At 71.4% G+C, this 14748-nt stretch carries 11 protein-coding genes and 1 pseudogene; 5 read left to right on the plus strand and 7 right to left on the minus strand.

Annotation, left to right across the window (positions count from 1 at the left end):
• Positions 1-3: 3 nt before the first annotated feature.
• The 3 genes and pseudogenes from ABZ192_RS17845 to ABZ192_RS17855 form a co-directional block, all read right to left on the minus strand.
• On the minus strand, positions 4-1290 hold the full coding sequence (locus ABZ192_RS17845; protein WP_356925416.1) for an aspartate aminotransferase family protein: 1287 nt from the start codon (positions 1288-1290) through the stop codon (positions 4-6).
• The gene (locus tag ABZ192_RS17850; RefSeq protein WP_356925417.1) at positions 1287-2129 is read right to left on the minus strand and encodes a nitrilase-related carbon-nitrogen hydrolase; all 843 of its coding nucleotides are present in this window, start codon (positions 2127-2129) and stop codon (positions 1287-1289) included. Before ABZ192_RS17850 ends, ABZ192_RS17845 begins: the two co-directional genes overlap by 4 nt.
• A 170-nt stretch (positions 2130-2299) precedes the next feature.
• Positions 2300-3046: pseudogene (locus ABZ192_RS17855) on the minus strand (hypothetical protein); the annotation flags it as partial.
• Positions 3047-4330: 1284 nt separating this feature from the next.
• Here ABZ192_RS17855 and ABZ192_RS17860 point away from each other — a divergent pair.
• The gene (locus ABZ192_RS17860) at positions 4331-4807 is read left to right on the plus strand and encodes a hypothetical protein (RefSeq protein ID WP_356925418.1); all 477 of its coding nucleotides are present in this window, start codon (positions 4331-4333) and stop codon (positions 4805-4807) included.
• A 73-nt stretch (positions 4808-4880) separates the two neighbouring features.
• Here the strand turns inward: ABZ192_RS17860 and ABZ192_RS17865 are convergent, their stop codons facing one another.
• Positions 4881-5141 carry a helix-turn-helix transcriptional regulator gene (locus ABZ192_RS17865; RefSeq protein ID WP_356925419.1) on the minus strand — a complete coding sequence of 87 codons (261 nt, stop codon included), beginning with the start codon at positions 5139-5141 and terminating at the stop codon, positions 4881-4883.
• A gap of 24 nt (positions 5142-5165) precedes the next feature.
• On the opposite strand from ABZ192_RS17865, the gene map reads away from it, so the two are divergent.
• Positions 5166-5933, plus strand: coding sequence for a type I methionyl aminopeptidase (map, locus tag ABZ192_RS17870; protein WP_356925420.1), 768 nt, complete (start codon positions 5166-5168; stop codon positions 5931-5933).
• A 223-nt stretch (positions 5934-6156) separates the two neighbouring features.
• The gene (locus ABZ192_RS17875) at positions 6157-8691 is read left to right on the plus strand and encodes an ATP-dependent Clp protease ATP-binding subunit (RefSeq protein ID WP_356925421.1); all 2535 of its coding nucleotides are present in this window, start codon (positions 6157-6159) and stop codon (positions 8689-8691) included.
• Between the two features lie 48 nt (positions 8692-8739).
• Here ABZ192_RS17875 and ggt read toward each other — a convergent pair whose 3' ends face one another.
• Positions 8740-10539: a gamma-glutamyltransferase gene (gene ggt, locus ABZ192_RS17880; RefSeq protein WP_356925422.1), complete on the minus strand. Its 1800-nt coding sequence runs from the start codon at positions 10537-10539 to the stop codon at positions 8740-8742.
• A 104-nt stretch (positions 10540-10643) separates the two neighbouring features.
• Here ggt and ABZ192_RS17885 point away from each other — a divergent pair, with 104 nt between their 5' ends.
• Both ABZ192_RS17885 and ABZ192_RS17890 read left to right on the plus strand, forming a co-directional pair.
• The gene (locus ABZ192_RS17885) at positions 10644-11399 is read left to right on the plus strand and encodes a hypothetical protein (RefSeq protein WP_356925423.1); all 756 of its coding nucleotides are present in this window, start codon (positions 10644-10646) and stop codon (positions 11397-11399) included.
• Between the two features lie 116 nt (positions 11400-11515).
• The gene (locus ABZ192_RS17890) at positions 11516-13084 is read left to right on the plus strand and encodes a CocE/NonD family hydrolase (RefSeq protein ID WP_356925424.1); all 1569 of its coding nucleotides are present in this window, start codon (positions 11516-11518) and stop codon (positions 13082-13084) included.
• A 223-nt stretch (positions 13085-13307) separates the two neighbouring features.
• On the opposite strand, the gene ABZ192_RS17895 is transcribed toward ABZ192_RS17890, so the two are convergent.
• Entirely contained in the window at positions 13308-14051 is a 744-nt protein-coding gene (locus tag ABZ192_RS17895) for an amino acid ABC transporter ATP-binding protein (protein WP_356925425.1), read from the minus strand.
• A gap of 139 nt (positions 14052-14190) precedes the next feature.
• Positions 14191-14598 (minus strand): DUF6278 family protein, encoded by a 408-nt coding sequence (locus tag ABZ192_RS17900; protein WP_356925426.1) that lies wholly within the window; start codon positions 14596-14598, stop codon positions 14191-14193.
• Positions 14599-14748 lie beyond the last annotated feature (150 nt).

Genomic DNA, 14748 nt, shown 5'->3' on the forward strand with positions numbered 1-14748 from the left:
CTGCTACTGGATGCTCCTCAGAGCGTTCTCGAGGATCGCGGCGCCTTCCTCGGCCTCCGCGACGTTGAGGGACAGCGGCGGGGCGACGCGCAGGGCGCTGGTGTTGTGGCCGCCGCCCTTGCCGATCAGCAGGCCGCCCTCGCGGGCCGCCTCCAGGACGGCCGCCGCGGCCTGCGGGTCGGCCTCGTCGGTCCCCGGCTTGGTGATCTCGATGCCGATCATCAGTCCGCGTCCGCGCACCTCGCGTACGGCCGGCACGTGCGCCGCGGCGGACCGCAGCCGCTCGATGAGCAGGCCGCCGACGCGCCGGGCGTTGCCCTGGAGGTCGTGTTCCAGCAGGTAGTTGAGGTTGGCGAGGCCGGCCGCCATGGTGATCTGGGTGCCGCCGAACGTGGAGATGCTGTTGGAGTCGAGGCAGTTCATGATCTCGGAGCGGGCGACGACACCGCCGATGGACATGCCGTTGCCGATGCCCTTGGCGAAGGTCATGATGTCCGGCGGCCCGTTGCGCCCGTGGGCCTGCCAGCCCCAGAAGTGCTCGCCGGTGCGGCCCCAGCCGGTCTGCACCTCGTCGGCGATCCACAGGATGCCGCGCTCGTGCAGCACCTCGCGGAAGGCGGCGTACAGCCCGTCCGGGGGTGCGGTGAAACCGCCGACGCCCTGGACGGGTTCGGCGATCAGCGCGGCCGGGGGGCGGGTGTGGCCGAGCAGGTCCTTCAGGTCGTCGACGCAGGCCGCGATGAAGTCGTCGTCGCCGAGGGAGGCGAACGGGCCGCGGGTGCGTACGCCGCCGTGGACGTAGAGCGTCTGGAGCGGGGACAGGGAGGTCGGGGACCAGCCGCTGTTGCCGGTGATGCCGACGGAGCTGAAGGAGCGGCCGTGGTAGCTGTTGCGCATCGCCAGGATCGTGTTGCTGCGCCGGTACGTGGTGGCGAGCAGCAGGGCGGTGTCGTTGGCCTCGGTGCCGGAGGTGGTGAAGAAGACGCGGGCGTCGGGGATGCCGCTGAGCTGGGCCACGCGCTCGGCGAGTTCGACCATCGGCCGGTTGAGGTACAGGGTCGAGGAGTGGACGATCCGCCCGGCCTGCTCGCTCACCGCCTTGGTCACCTCGGGCAGGGCGTGCGCGGTCATCGTGGTGAGGATGCCCCCGAAGAAGTCGAGGTACCGGTTGCCGTGGGCGTCCCAGACGTGGCGGCCCTCGCCGTGGGTGATCTCCAGGGGCTCCTCGTAGTAGAGGGCGAGCCAGTCGGGGAGCACGGCCCGGTGGCGGCCCAGCAGGTCGTTGGTCACGGCTGCACCAGTCCTTCGTAGGCGTCGGGGCGGCGGTCGCGGTAGAAGGCCCACGTCTGCCGCACTTCTTCGATGAGGTCGAGGTCCAGGTCGCGGATCACGAGCTCCTCCTGGCTGTCGCTGGCGACGTCGCCCACGAACTGCCCGCGAGGGTCGACGAAGTAGCTCGTCCCGTAGAAGTCGTTGTCGCCGTACTCCTCCTGTCCGACGCGGTTGATCGCGGCGATGTAGTACCCGTTGGCGACGGCGGCCGCGGGCTGCTCCAGCCGCCACAGGTGGGACGACAGACTGCGGTGGGTGGCGGAGGGGTTGTAGACGAGCTGGGCCCCGTACAGGCCGAGTTGCCGCCAGCCCTCCGGGAAGTGGCGGTCGTAGCAGATGTAGACACCGACCTTGCCGGCCGCCGTGTCGAAGACGGGCCAGCCGAGGTTGCCGGGCTTGAAGTAGAACTTCTCACGGAAGCCCTTGAGCTGCGGGATGTGGTGCTTGCGGTACTTGCCGAGATAGGTGCCGTCGGCGTCGATCACGGCCGCGGTGTTGTAGTAGAAGCCGGGCTGCTCCGCCTCGAACACCGGCGCGACGATCACCATGCCGGTCTCGCGCGCGAGGGCCCGCATGCGCCGCACGGTCGGCCCGTCGGGCACGGGCTCGGCCCAGCGGTAGTGCTCCGGCTCCTCGACCTGACAGAAGTAGGGGCTGTTGAAGACTTCCTGGAAACCGATGATCTTCGCGCCCCGGCGGGCCGCCTCGCGGGCGTGCTCCTCGTGTTTCGCCACCATGGACTCGGTGTCGCCGGTCCAGGTGGCCTGGACCAGGGCGGCACGTACGACGTTGGCCATGAGCTGCTCCTTCGACGCGACGTCAGCGCCTCTACGCCCGTAGAAGCGGGCCGTAGAGCCACGAACGTAAGCCTCCGGCCCGGGCTTGCCAAGACCATCGTCGCCAACCCGCGGTGCCGGGCGCCATTCGCACTCCTGTGGGTGAGTCGCCGGGAGCACGGCATGCCCGGTCAGGCAGGGAATCCGGCGACGCGCAGGGCGTGCACGAGGTCCCGGCGGCGCTCGTCCGACACGCCCCGGGCGGCCTCCAGCAGGAGCGGTACGAGGGTCTGCGGACCGGGCTCGGCGCTGCGGGCCGCCTCCTCGGGGGTGCGGGCCCCGACGTACGCGTCGAGCAGGACGCGAACCTCGCGGTGACGCCCCTCGGCGACGAGTCCGAGGACGGCCTCTCCGATCTCGCCCGGGGGCCGGCCGACTCCCTGCCGCAGGATCTGCTGCCCGTCGCCCGCGCGGCCTGCCGCGGCCAGCGCGTCCGCCGCGGCGACCAGCCGCCCGGCGGGGAGCGAGCCGGCCTCCCAGAGCAGCGTCTGCCAGTCCGCACCGAGCCCGGCCCGCTCCAGCTCCTGCGCGAGCAGTGGGAACCGGGCCGGGGCCCAGGACGCGGCCTCGACCAGCAGAGCGTGCGCCTCGCCGCTGCGGCCCTCCTTGCGCAGCCGCGCGAGGGCCTCGACGGCTTGCACGACGTCCGTCCGCTCCGCCGCCCCGACGGCCGCCGCGACCCGCGGTTCCGACCGCTCCTCCCCCGCCTCTTCGGCGGCCCCGGCGAACCGTGCACCACGCGGCTTACGACGGCCGGTCACGGGGGCGGGTCCAGGAAGCAGCGGCACGGCAGCGGGCGGCACGGCGACGGGTGCGGCGTCCTCCTCGGCCATCCCGGCGAAACGGGCACTGCCGCGGCGGCGTTTGCGTTGCTTGGGTGTGAGGGGTTCGGCTGTGCCAGGAGGTTCGGCCGTGGCCGGTTGTCCGACGCCGGCTGGTGGTTCGGGCGTGGAGGGGGGTTGGTGGGCGGCTGCGGGTTCGGAGGCGAACGGGGCCGGGGCGACGAAGACGCCGGGCGTGCCGTCGACTGGGGCTTCCCGGGAGGCGGCCCAGCCCGCCTGACGCTCGCGGTCACGGCCACCGCCCGCGCCCTCCCGCGAGGTGACCCTGTCCCCCGGATACTCGGCGCCATGCCCACCACCCCCACGAACCGGGGCCGCGAACGCGCCAAAGGCGCCGTCAGACACCGCCTCCCGGGAGGCCGCCCAACCTGCCTGATACTCCCCGTCACGGGCATCAGCCGCAGCCTCCCGCGGGGCAGCCGCGCCGCCCGGATGCCCGGCGTCGCGCCCATCACCCCCGCGGCCCGGAGCGGCGAATACGCCGGGGGTGCCGCCAGATGCGGCTTCCCGCGAGGCGGCACGCCCAGCCGCGAACTCGCCGCCCTCCCGGGCATCGGCCCGGCCCTGCGGATCCGAGAAGGCGCCGGAGGCACCGCCGGATCCTGCCTCCCGGGAGCCGGCACGCCCAGCCGCGAACTCGCCGTCCTGGGTGTAAGGCCGCCCGGCCGGGGCCGCCCCGGCGTCCGCATGGCGAGGGTCGTCATGGCCGGCCGCACCCCTCGCCCCTGGCGCCGGGGCCTCGGGGTGCCAGGGCGTGTCAGGCGTGGCCGGGCCATACGGGCGGCCAGGGGCCGATCGCATACGGCGGCTGTCCGGTGCCGGGCCGGCAGGCGTGTACCCGTCGGCCCTCACGGGCCGACCACCGTCCGCCGCGGCACCGGCGCCTGCCCACCGGGCTGATCCTGCTCGCGAAGCCCCGTCTCCGGCCGCACCTGGGTCCACACCCCTGCCCGACCCTTCTCCCGAAGCCCCGTCCGGCGCCACTCCGGGGCCCGCGCCCCTGCCCGACCCTGCTCGCAGAGCCCCGTCCGCCGCCCCACCAGAGCCCGCCCACCCGGCCGATCCTGCTCGCGAGCCCCCGTCCGCCGCCCCGGCGCCTCCGTCGTTCGGCCTGTGGTGCCACGTGCCCGACCAGGCACCGTCGTCGTCGGGTCCGACCGACGTCGGGCCCGTGCCACGGGACGCGCCCGCGTGAGCCCCCGGCGTGCCACCCACCCGACCGTCACCCCACAACTCGCGGGACACGCCCTCGCGGCGATCCAAGTCGGCCATCCGGGCCCTAAGTTCCGCGCAGCGCGCCGTCGCGCGTCGGTGGTCGTCGTGGGCCCAGGCGAAGTCGAGGCGGAAGGCATCGGCCTCTTCACGGGTCACGGCGGTGGCGAGGAGGCGGGTCAGTTCCGCCCGGCGTTCGGCGGCGTACTTCTGCTCGCGGAGCATGACGTCGAGCCGGTCCCGGAGGGCGTCACGGCCACCGGGCCGGGCATCGTACGCGGCGAGTGCGGCGGCGTGCAGGGACCGGGCGCGTTCCGTCTCCGGGCCCGCGCCCCCCGGGCCGTACTGCCCGGCGAGGTCCTGCAACAGCGCCTCGAGCACGTCCCACGGCGGCATCTCACGCCCGTCGAGACAGGCCCGCATACCCTCGGGGTCACGCTGCCAGAACACCGCGCACCAGCCCCCGGACGGGTCCAGGCGTGCCAGCAGACCCTCCAGGTAATGCGCGAACTCCCGTACTTCACTTGGGAGTCGGTCCGCCGCCATCGCTCAACTCCCGCCCGACCGGAGCACTCCGCCCAGTAGGCAACACCAGTCGTGTTACAGCCGTGCTACGGGGAGTTTTCACACGCGGCGCAGGAGTCTCAGCACCGCGTCGTCAGACCGGCACCAGCACGCACCGCCCGGCCAGTTCGTCCATCGACAGCCCGAGCGCGCCGGCCAGCGCGGCCACGGTGAAGAAGGCCGGGGTCGGAGCCCGACCGGTCTCGATCTTGCGGAGCGTCTCCGGGGAGATGCCCGCGTTCGCCGCGACCTCCGCCATGCTCCGGTCGCCACGCGCCTCACGCAGCAGCCGGCCGAGCCGTTCGCCGCGTTCGCGCTCTTCGGGGGTGAGAGGGGTGCGCACCATGGCACCCATTCTAATACCGGTATAGTAATTGGCATGGTTGAGCTGAAGACCGATGTGTCGATCGATGCGATGTACGAGGCGGGCCAGGTCGTGGCCCGCGCCCTGACGGCCGCCCAGAAGGCCGCTGACGTGGGCGTCTCCCTGCTGGAGCTGGACGAGGTGGCGCATGACGTCCTGCGGGAGGCGGGAGCGACCTCACCCTTCCTCGGCTACCGGCCGACCTTCGCGCCGACCCCCTTCCCCGCCGTCCTCTGCGTCTCGGTCAACGACGCGATCGTGCACGGCATCCCGACCCGGTACCGGCTGCGCGACGGCGACCTGGTCTCCATCGACTTCGGCGCGGAACTGGGCGGCTGGGTCGGCGACTCGGCCCTCAGCTTCGTCGTGGGCACCCCGCGCGAGGCCGACCTGCGCCTGATCGAGACCGCCGAGCGGGCCCTCGAAGCCGGCATCGAGGCCGCCGTCGTCGGCAACCGCATCGGCGACATCGCCCACGCGATCGGCACCGTCTGCCGCGCCGCGGGCTACGGCATCCCCGAGGGTTTCGGCGGCCACGGCATCGGCCGCCGGATGCACGAGGACCCCGGAGTGCCGAACGAGGGCAGGCCGGGGCGTGGGATGCGCCTGAGGCACGGCATGGCCCTGGCGATCGAACCCATGGTCATCGCGGGCGGCATCGACACCTTCCACCCGGCCCCCGACGGCTGGACCCTGATGACGGACGACGGCTCCCGCGCGGCCCACGCGGAGCACACGGTGGCGATCACGGACGCGGGGCCGAGGATCCTGACCGCACGCTGAGATCATCCTGACCTCACGCTGAGACCGTCCTGACCTCACGCTGAGATCTGCCGGTATTACCCGGTTACGCCCCGAAGGTGCTCCTTGTCCGCGATCGTGCGAAGGTGTTCTACGAGCGCGCCCCAGGTGTAACGGGCTGCCACCCGGGTTACCCGACCCCGGCACGTCGACCAGCGAGGGCGTCCCCCGCCCGCGCGCCGGGGACGCCGGGAACGGAAGGCCCATGAGCAGCGGCTTCAGCAGCCCGGAGGGCTACGGCTCGGATCCCTTCGGAGAATTCCTCGCACGCTTCTTCGGCGGACCGCGTCCCGGTCCCCGGCAGATCGACATCGGCCGACTGCTCAGTCAGCCGGCCCGGGAACTCGTCCGCGGCGCCGCCCAGTACGCCGCCGAGCACGGCAGCCGGGATCTCGACACGGAACACCTGCTGCGGGCGGCGCTCGCCACCGAACCCACCCGGACCCTGCTCACCAAGGCGGGCGCGAACCCCGACTCCCTGGCGTCGCAGATCGACGAGCGGTCGGGCCCGGCCCAGCACACCCCGGACGACGCACCGCCGCCGACCGCGCTCTCCCTCACCCCGGCCGCCAAGCGCGCCCTGCTGGACGCGCACGACATGGCCCGGGCCCGCGGCTACGGCTACATCGGGCCGGAGCACGTGCTCAGCGCCCTGGCCTCGAACCCCGACTCGGCCGCCGGGCACATCCTGAACGCCGCCCGCTTCGCCCCCTCGGAACCCCCCGAGGCACCGGAGGCCCCCCAGGCCGAGCGGCCGCGCCCGACGAACACGCCGACCCTCGACAAGTACGGCCGCGACCTCACCGAGCTGGCCCGGCAGGGCCGTATCGACCCGGTGATCGGCCGGGACCAGGAGATCGAGCAGACCGTCGAGGTCCTCTCCCGCCGCGGCAAGAACAACCCGGTGCTGATCGGTGACGCGGGCGTCGGCAAGACCGCCATCGTGGAGGGACTGGCGCAGCGCATCTCCGAGGGGGACGTGCCCGACGTGCTGACCGGCCGCCGGGTGGTCGCGCTGGACCTGACGGGCGTGGTCGCGGGCACCCGCTACCGGGGTGACTTCGAGGAGCGGATGAACAACATCGTCGGCGAGATCCGCGCCCACTCCGACCAGTTGATCATCTTCATCGACGAGCTGCACACGGTCGTGGGCGCCGGTGCCGGCGGCGGCGACGGCAGCTCCATGGACGCCGGCAACATCCTCAAGCCGGCCCTCGCCCGCGGCGAGCTGCACATCGTGGGCGCCACCACGCTGGAGGAGTACCGCCGGATCGAGAAGGACGCGGCGCTGGCCCGCCGCTTCCAGCCGATCATGGTGCCGGAACCGACCGCGGCGGACGCGATCGAGATCCTGCGCGGTCTCCAGGACCGCTACGAGGCCCACCACCAGGTCCGCTACACCGACGAGGCCCTGGTCGCCGCCGTCGAGCTGTCCGACCGCTACCTCACCGACCGCCGGCTGCCGGACAAGGCGATCGACCTGATCGACCAGGCCGGTGCCCGGGTCCGGCTGCGCGCCCGCACCAAGGGCACCGACGTCCGGGCCATGGAGCGGGAGCTGGAGCAGCTGACCCGGGACAAGGACCAGGCGGTCGCGGACGAGAGTTACGAGCAGGCCACCCAGTTGCGCGACCGGATCATGGACCTGAAGCTGCGGATCACCCAGGCCGGCGGCGAGGGGGAGATCGACGAGGGCCAGGACCTGGTCGTCGGTGCCGAGGCCATCGCCGAGGTGGTGTCCCGGCAGACCGGCATCCCGGTCAGCAGCCTCACCCAGGAGGAGAAGGACCGCCTGCTGCACCTGGAGGAACATCTGCACGAGCGGGTGGTCGGCCAGGACGAGGCCGTGCGGGTCGTCTCGGACGCGGTGCTGCGCTCCCGCGCCGGGCTCGCCAGCCCCGACCGGCCGATCGGCAGCTTCCTGTTCCTCGGCCCGACCGGCGTCGGCAAGACCGAGCTGGCCCGGGCTCTCGCCGAGGCCCTGTTCGGCAGCGAGGACCGCATGGTCCGCCTCGACATGAGCGAGTACCAGGAGCGGCACACCGTCAGCCGCCTGGTCGGCGCCCCGCCCGGCTACGTCGGCCACGAGGAGGCCGGCCAGCTCACCGAGGTCGTCCGCCGCCACCCCTACTCACTGCTGCTGCTCGACGAGGTGGAGAAGGCCCACCCGGACGTCTTCAACATCCTGCTCCAGGTCCTCGACGACGGCCGCCTCACCGACTCCCAGGGCCGCACCGTCGACTTCACCAACACCGTCATCGTGATGACCAGCAACCTCGGCTCCGAGGTGATCACCCGCCGCGGCGCCTCCGTGGGCTTCGCGTCGGGCGGCGCGGACGCGGACGAGGAGGCCCGGCGCGAACAGATCCTGCGCCCCCTGCGGGAGCACTTCCGCCCCGAGTTCCTCAACCGCATCGACGAGATCGTCGTCTTCCGCCAGCTCAGCACGGAACAGCTCCGCCGGATCACCAACCTCCTGCTGGACCGCACCAGGTCCCTCGTGCAGAGCAAGGGCATCTCCGTGACCTTCACCGACCGTGCGGTGGAATGGCTGGCCGAGCACGGCTACCAGCCGGAGTACGGCGCCCGCCCGCTGCGCCGCACGATCCAGCGCGAGGTGGACAACGAGCTGTCACGACTGCTGCTGGACGGCAGGGTCGCAGAGGGCGGCCAGGTGACGGTGGACGTGGAGGACGGCCACTTGAGTTTCCAGACGCAGGCGAGTGCAACGCCCTCATAGGGGCGCGGGGAACTGCGCGACCAGCCCCCACGCACCGTCAGACGGCACTCAACCCACAGGCCGCACCACCATCGCCGACCCCCCACCCCGCCGCACGGTCTCAGCGGCTGCCAGCCACTTCCCACCGGGCAACCGCTGAACCCCCGTGGCCGCCCCGATCTCCGGGTTGGCCTTGAAGGAGTGCCCGATCGCTTCGAGCTGCTTGCGCACACCACTGTCGAGACCGGGTTCCAGCTCGGTCTGCGCAGCATTCCGCTGACTGGCCCGGGGCGCGGCGATCGCGTCGACGAGCGGCAACCCCCGGTCGAGGAACCCGGTGAGCGTCTGCAGCACGGTCGTGATGATGGTCGCCCCACCGGGCGACCCCAGCGCCACCACGGGCCTGTCATGCCGGTCGAGCACGATCGTCGGCGACATCGACGACCGCGGCCGCTTCCCCGGCCCCGGCAGGTTCGGGTCGTGCACGGCGGGATTCGCCGGGGTGAAGGAGAAGTCCGTCAGCTCGTTGTTGAGGATGAACCCCCGCCCCGGCACGGTGATCCCGCTGCCGCCCGTCTGCTCGATGGTGAGGGTGTAGGCGACGACGTTCCCCCACTTGTCGGCCACCGTCAGATGCGTCGTGCTGTCGCCCTCGTACGTCGTCGGAGCGGCCTTACCACCGGAGCCGCACGCCTTCGGGTCGCGCGGATCACCCGGCGCCACAGGACTGGTGAGCACCGCGTCGTCCTTGATCAGGCACGCACGCGAGTCGGCGAACCGCTGCGACAGCAGCTCCTTCGTCGGTACGTCTTCGAAGGCCGGGTCACCGACCCACCTCCCCCGGTCCGCGAAGGCGATCCGGCTGGCCTCGATGTAGCGGTGCAGGTACTGGGCCTGGCTCGCCTTCGACAGGTCGGTCCGCTCCAGGATGTTGAGCGCCTCGCCGACCGTCGTGCCGCCGGAGGAGGACGGCGCCATCGAGTAGATGCCGAGGCCGCGGTACGAGGACTTGGTGGGTGCCTGGAGCTTGGGGCGGTACGCGGTCAGGTCCCGCTCGGAGAGGTCGCCGGGGCGGGCGTTCCAGCCCGAGGCGGGGTCCACGGGCGGCTTGTTGACCGTGTCGACGACGTCCCGGCCGATGTCCCCGCGGTAGAGCGCGCCGACGCCCTTGCGGGCCAGCTCCGCGTAGGTGCGGGCGAGGTCGGGGTTCTTGAAGGTGGAGCCGACGACGGGGAGCCGTCCGCCGGGCAGGAACAGCTCGGCGGTGTCGGGGAAGTAGCGGAAGCGGGTCTCGTTGGACGCCGTCTGCGCACGGAAGGTCTCGTCGACCGTGAAACCGTCACGGGCGAGCCGCTCGGCCGGCTTCAGGACGCTCGCGAGCCGCTTGCTGCCCCACCGGTCGAGCGCCGTCTGCCAGGTGGCGGGCGTGCCCGGGGTGCCGACGCTCAGGCCGCTGCTGACGGCCTGGGAGAAGGGGACGGGCTTGCCGTTCTCGACGAACAGGTTCTTGTCGGCGGTCAGCGGGGCGGTCTCGCGGCCGTCGATGGTGCGGACCGTACGGGACTTGGCGTCGTAGTAGACGAAGTAGCCGCCTCCGCCGACGCCGGCCGAGTAGGGCTCGGTGACACCGAGCGCGGCGGCGGTGGCGACGGCCGCGTCGACGGCGTTGCCGCCCTGGCGCAGCACCTCGAGCCCGGCCGCGGAGGCGTCCCGGTCGACGCTGGAGACGGCACCGCCGTAGCCGACGGCCAGGGGTGTTTTCTCACCGCCGGTGGGCTGCGCGGTGGGCGGCGCCGCCCCTCCCACCGACACCACCACGGCGGCAGAAACCGCCAGGACCGTCAGATTCCGTGTGACAGGGCGACGCATCCGCACCTCCAGTCAAAGGCCGTCCGCGCAGCTTAATTCATCGCCATGGCCGCGTCAGGAATGCCTCGAACACGGGTGCGTCGGGCCCGCTACCATGCGCGCCCATGAATGACGACGTGCGCAACATCGTCCTGGGCGTGGTCGCGGCGGGTATCAGCGCCGCGCTCGGCTGGGTGGCCCGCACCTTCCTGTGGAAGCGCAAGCTCCGCCGGAAGCAGGCCTTCTTCGGACTGCCCGACAACTCGGAATCGCTGCTGGTGGTGAACCGGGGCGCCGCGGGGCCCGAGTTCGCCGTGATGCGCTACGACGTGTTCGCGCTGCTCGAACTCGCCGCGCTGATCAAGGACTGCAACGCCCACGCCCAGATCCTGCCGCACGACACGGCACGTCAGGGCTTCGGTGAGCGCACCGAGTTCTGCGTGGGCGGCCCGGCGTCCAACCGCCGTATGGCGGCGCACCTGTCCTCCCTGCTGCCCGGGGTGCGCGTGAACGTCGACGCCGAACCGAGCCCGGAACGGGGCTCGTTCCTGGTCGGCTCCGAGCGCTACCGGGTGGAGAACGGCAAGGAGGAATACGCGCTGCTCGCCCGGCTCACCGCGGAGCGGAGCCAGCACCCCCGTCCCGTCTTCCTCTTCTGCGGCCAGACGTCGATCACCAACCAGGCCACCACCCGCTACCTCGCCCGCCACCACGAGCGGTTGTCGCGCAAGTACGGCAACAACTCGTTCGTACTGCTGCTGAAGGTGATCAATTCGCAGGCGTACGGGCCGGATGTCGTCGAGATGGTGGAGGACGTGACGCGCGCGGCCCAGACGCCGCTGCCCGCCCAGACTCCACGCAACAGCCACCGCGCCTCCTGAAGTCCTCCACTTCTCAACAATCGTTACTGGCACGTAACTTACCGACGGGTTACCACTGGTAAGGGGGCGAGGTTACCGTCTGGTCACTTTGCACTGACACGAGTGAGGAGTGACCCGTGGGACTCCACCGCAAGGCCCTGCGCACCACCGCCGTAGGCGCCGTCTCGGCGACCCTGGTCGCCGGCACCGCCCTCGGACTCGCCCCCACCGCACAGGCGGCGCCGAACCCGGTCCGGTTCGTCGACATCGCGGGCGACGGCGGCACCGTCCTCAAGGCCAACGTCGTCACCCCGGCGGGCGCCGACGGCACGCGCCGCTACCCGCTGCTCGTCATGCCCACGAGCTGGGGTCTGCCCCAGGTCGAGTATCTGGCCCAGGCCCAGAAGCTCGCCGACTCCGGGTACGTCGTCGTCACCTACAACGTGCGCGGCTTCTGGCAGTCGGGCGGCGAGATAGAAGTCGCGGGCCCGCCCGACGTGGCCGACGCCTCGAAGGTCATCGACTGGGCGCTCGCCCACACCCCTTCGGACGCCGGGCACATCGGCATGGCGGGCGTCTCCTACGGCGCCGGCATCAGCCTGCTCACCGCCGCACACGACAAGCGCGTCAAGGCGGTCGCCTCGCTGAGCGGCTGGGCCGACCTGATCGACTCGATCTACTCCGGGCGCACCCAGCACGTCCAGGCAGCCGCCCTGCTGGACGGCGCGAGCGTGGTGACGGGCCGGCAGAGCGCCGAACTCCGGCAGACCTTCGACGACTTCTACGCCTCCAACCTGGCGAAGGAGCCGGAACTCGTCGCCTGGGGGAAGAAACGTTCCGCTGCGACCTACGTCGACCAGATCAACAAGAACGGCGCGGCGATCATGCTCGCCAACGCCTGGGGCGACACGGTCTTCCCGCCCAACCAGTACGCCGACTTCTACGAGAAGCTGACCGGCCCCAAGCGGCTGGAGATGCGGCCCGGGGACCACGCCACCGCCGAGCTGACCGGCCTGTTCGGGCTGCCCAACGACGTGTGGCAGGACACCGAGCGCTGGTTCGACCACTATCTGCGGGGCGAGGACAACGGCATCGACCGGGAGCAGCCCGTCCAGCTCAAGTCCCGCTCCGCGGGCGGCTACGAGGGCTACCCCGACTGGAAGTCGGTCGCCGCCACGAACCGGAAGATCGACCTCGCGGGCACGACCACGATCCGCACGAACGTCAACTCGGGCGCCGACGGCGGAGTCGTCTTTCTGTCCAGCATCCTCGACCAGGTGGCCCAGCTGCCCCCGATGGCCTCGATTCCCCTGCTCCCCCGCCGCTGGGCCGCCGTGTGGCAGTCGGAGAAGTACGCCACGGCCCAACAGGTGCGCGGGACGGCGATGTTGCACACGACCGTCACCCCGACCAAGGAGAGCGGCACCCTCGTCGCCTACCTGTACGACGTGGGGCCGCTCGGCCTCGGCAAGCTGGTCACCCACGCGCCGTACACCTTCCACGGGCGCACCCCCGGAAAGCCGTTCGGCGTCGACCTGGAGCTGTACTCCACGGCCTACGACGTCCCGGCCGGGCATCGCCTCGCCCTGGTCGTCGACACGGTCGACCCGCTCTACATCGAGCACAACCCGTCCGGCGCGCAGCTGACCTTCTCCTCGCCGGCGAACGACCCGTCGTACGTGTCGGTTCCGCTGCGCGAGCAGTGATCTCCGGCTGCCGCCGGACGGGCCTGGCCGATGTGAACCGCCGCCCCCGTGGCCCACAGGGCCGTGGGGGCCGCACCCGGTGGGAATGGCCCGCAGGCCGGGCGGGCGGTCTGCTCATCCCGGGCGGGATCGGCGGAATTCGGCGAAGTCCCCCTCTCCGACAGGGATGAAGGGCACATCGTAGTCGAGGTCCGATGCGATGAGCCGTCCGGTGCCCGCCCGTTCAGTGCTTGAGGATCTTGGAGAGGAAGTCCTTGGCGCGGTCGCTGGTGGGGTTGGTGAAGAACTCGTCGGGGGTGCGGTCCTCGACGATCCGGCCGTCGGCCATGAAGACGACACGGTTGGCGGCCGAGCGGGCGAAGCCCATCTCGTGCGTGACGACGATCATGGTCATGCCCTCGCGGGCCAGTTGCTTCATGACCTCGAGCACCTCGTTGATCATCTCCGGGTCGAGGGCCGAGGTCGGCTCGTCGAAGAGCATCGCCTTGGGCTCCATGGCCAGGGCGCGGGCGATGGCCACGCGCTGCTGCTGGCCGCCGGAGAGCTGCGCCGGGTACTTGTCCGCCTGGTCGGCGACACCGACCCGGTCGAGCAGTTCACGGGAGCGCTTGTCGGCGTCCTCCTTCTTGCGCCCGCGGACCTTGACCTGCCCCAGGGAGAGGTTCTGCAGGACGGTCTTGTGGGCGAAGAGATTGAACGCCTGGAAGACCATGCCGACGTCGGCGCGCAGCCGTGCGAGAGGCTTGCCCTCCTCCGGCAGCGGCTGCCCGTCGAGGATGATCTGTCCGGATTCGATGGTCTCCAGGCGGTTGATCGCCCGGCACAGTGTCGACTTTCCCGACCCGGAGGGGCCGATGACGACGACCACCTCCCCCCTGCCGACGGTGAGGTTGATGTCCTGGAGGACATGCAGCTCCCCGAAGTGCTTGTTGACGTCACGCAGCTCGATCAGCGGATCGACGGCCATGCTCAGCCCTACTCACTCTCAGCTGTGTGGTGGTTGCCGCAACGTATCCAGGCAAGATCGGACTTGTCGGGCGACACGCACTTTTCGATCATTAGCCGTATTTACGGCGAACTTTGGGCCAAAGGTGCGGCCATGGTGCTCACGACTCCGCGACTTCCGCGTACAGCTGGGACAGCTCGGGCACCCCGTTCGCGGCCCACTCGTGACCGGAGTCCACGACGTCGAACTCCCGGCCGGAGACTAGCCGCACGACCGGCTGCCCGTCGGGCCGGATCTCCCAGGCGGCTCCCGGTACGGTGCGCACGATGACGGTGCCCAGGTAGAGCCCGGCGTCGTTGCCGAGCCAGGTCAGGGTCTCCTCGTCGTCCCGCCAGAGTGGCACGAGCTGGTCCAGCGCCTCCAGCGAGGCCGCCGAGTCGTCCAGCCGGACACCCACCCGGGACGCCTGGGAGCGGAGCAGTTCACACTCGGCGAGGAGTTCCGCGATGCCCGCCGGATCGGGAACCCCGAGCTTCCGGCGCCGGTTGCCCAGGAAAGGGATGTTCATACGTCCAGCGTGTCATTCGTACGGCCATACGCACCACAGGCGCGCGGGCCCGCCCTTTCTGACGAGTTCACGCCGAGTTCGTCCACGGCTCGTTGACGGGTCCCTGAAGTCTCCCTAGTTTCACCAGGCGTCGTGCGTCTCGGTCTTCGT

It is taken from the genome of Streptomyces sp. NPDC006235 (assembly GCF_040613735.1).
Lineage (GTDB): Bacteria > Actinomycetota > Actinomycetes > Streptomycetales > Streptomycetaceae > Streptomyces.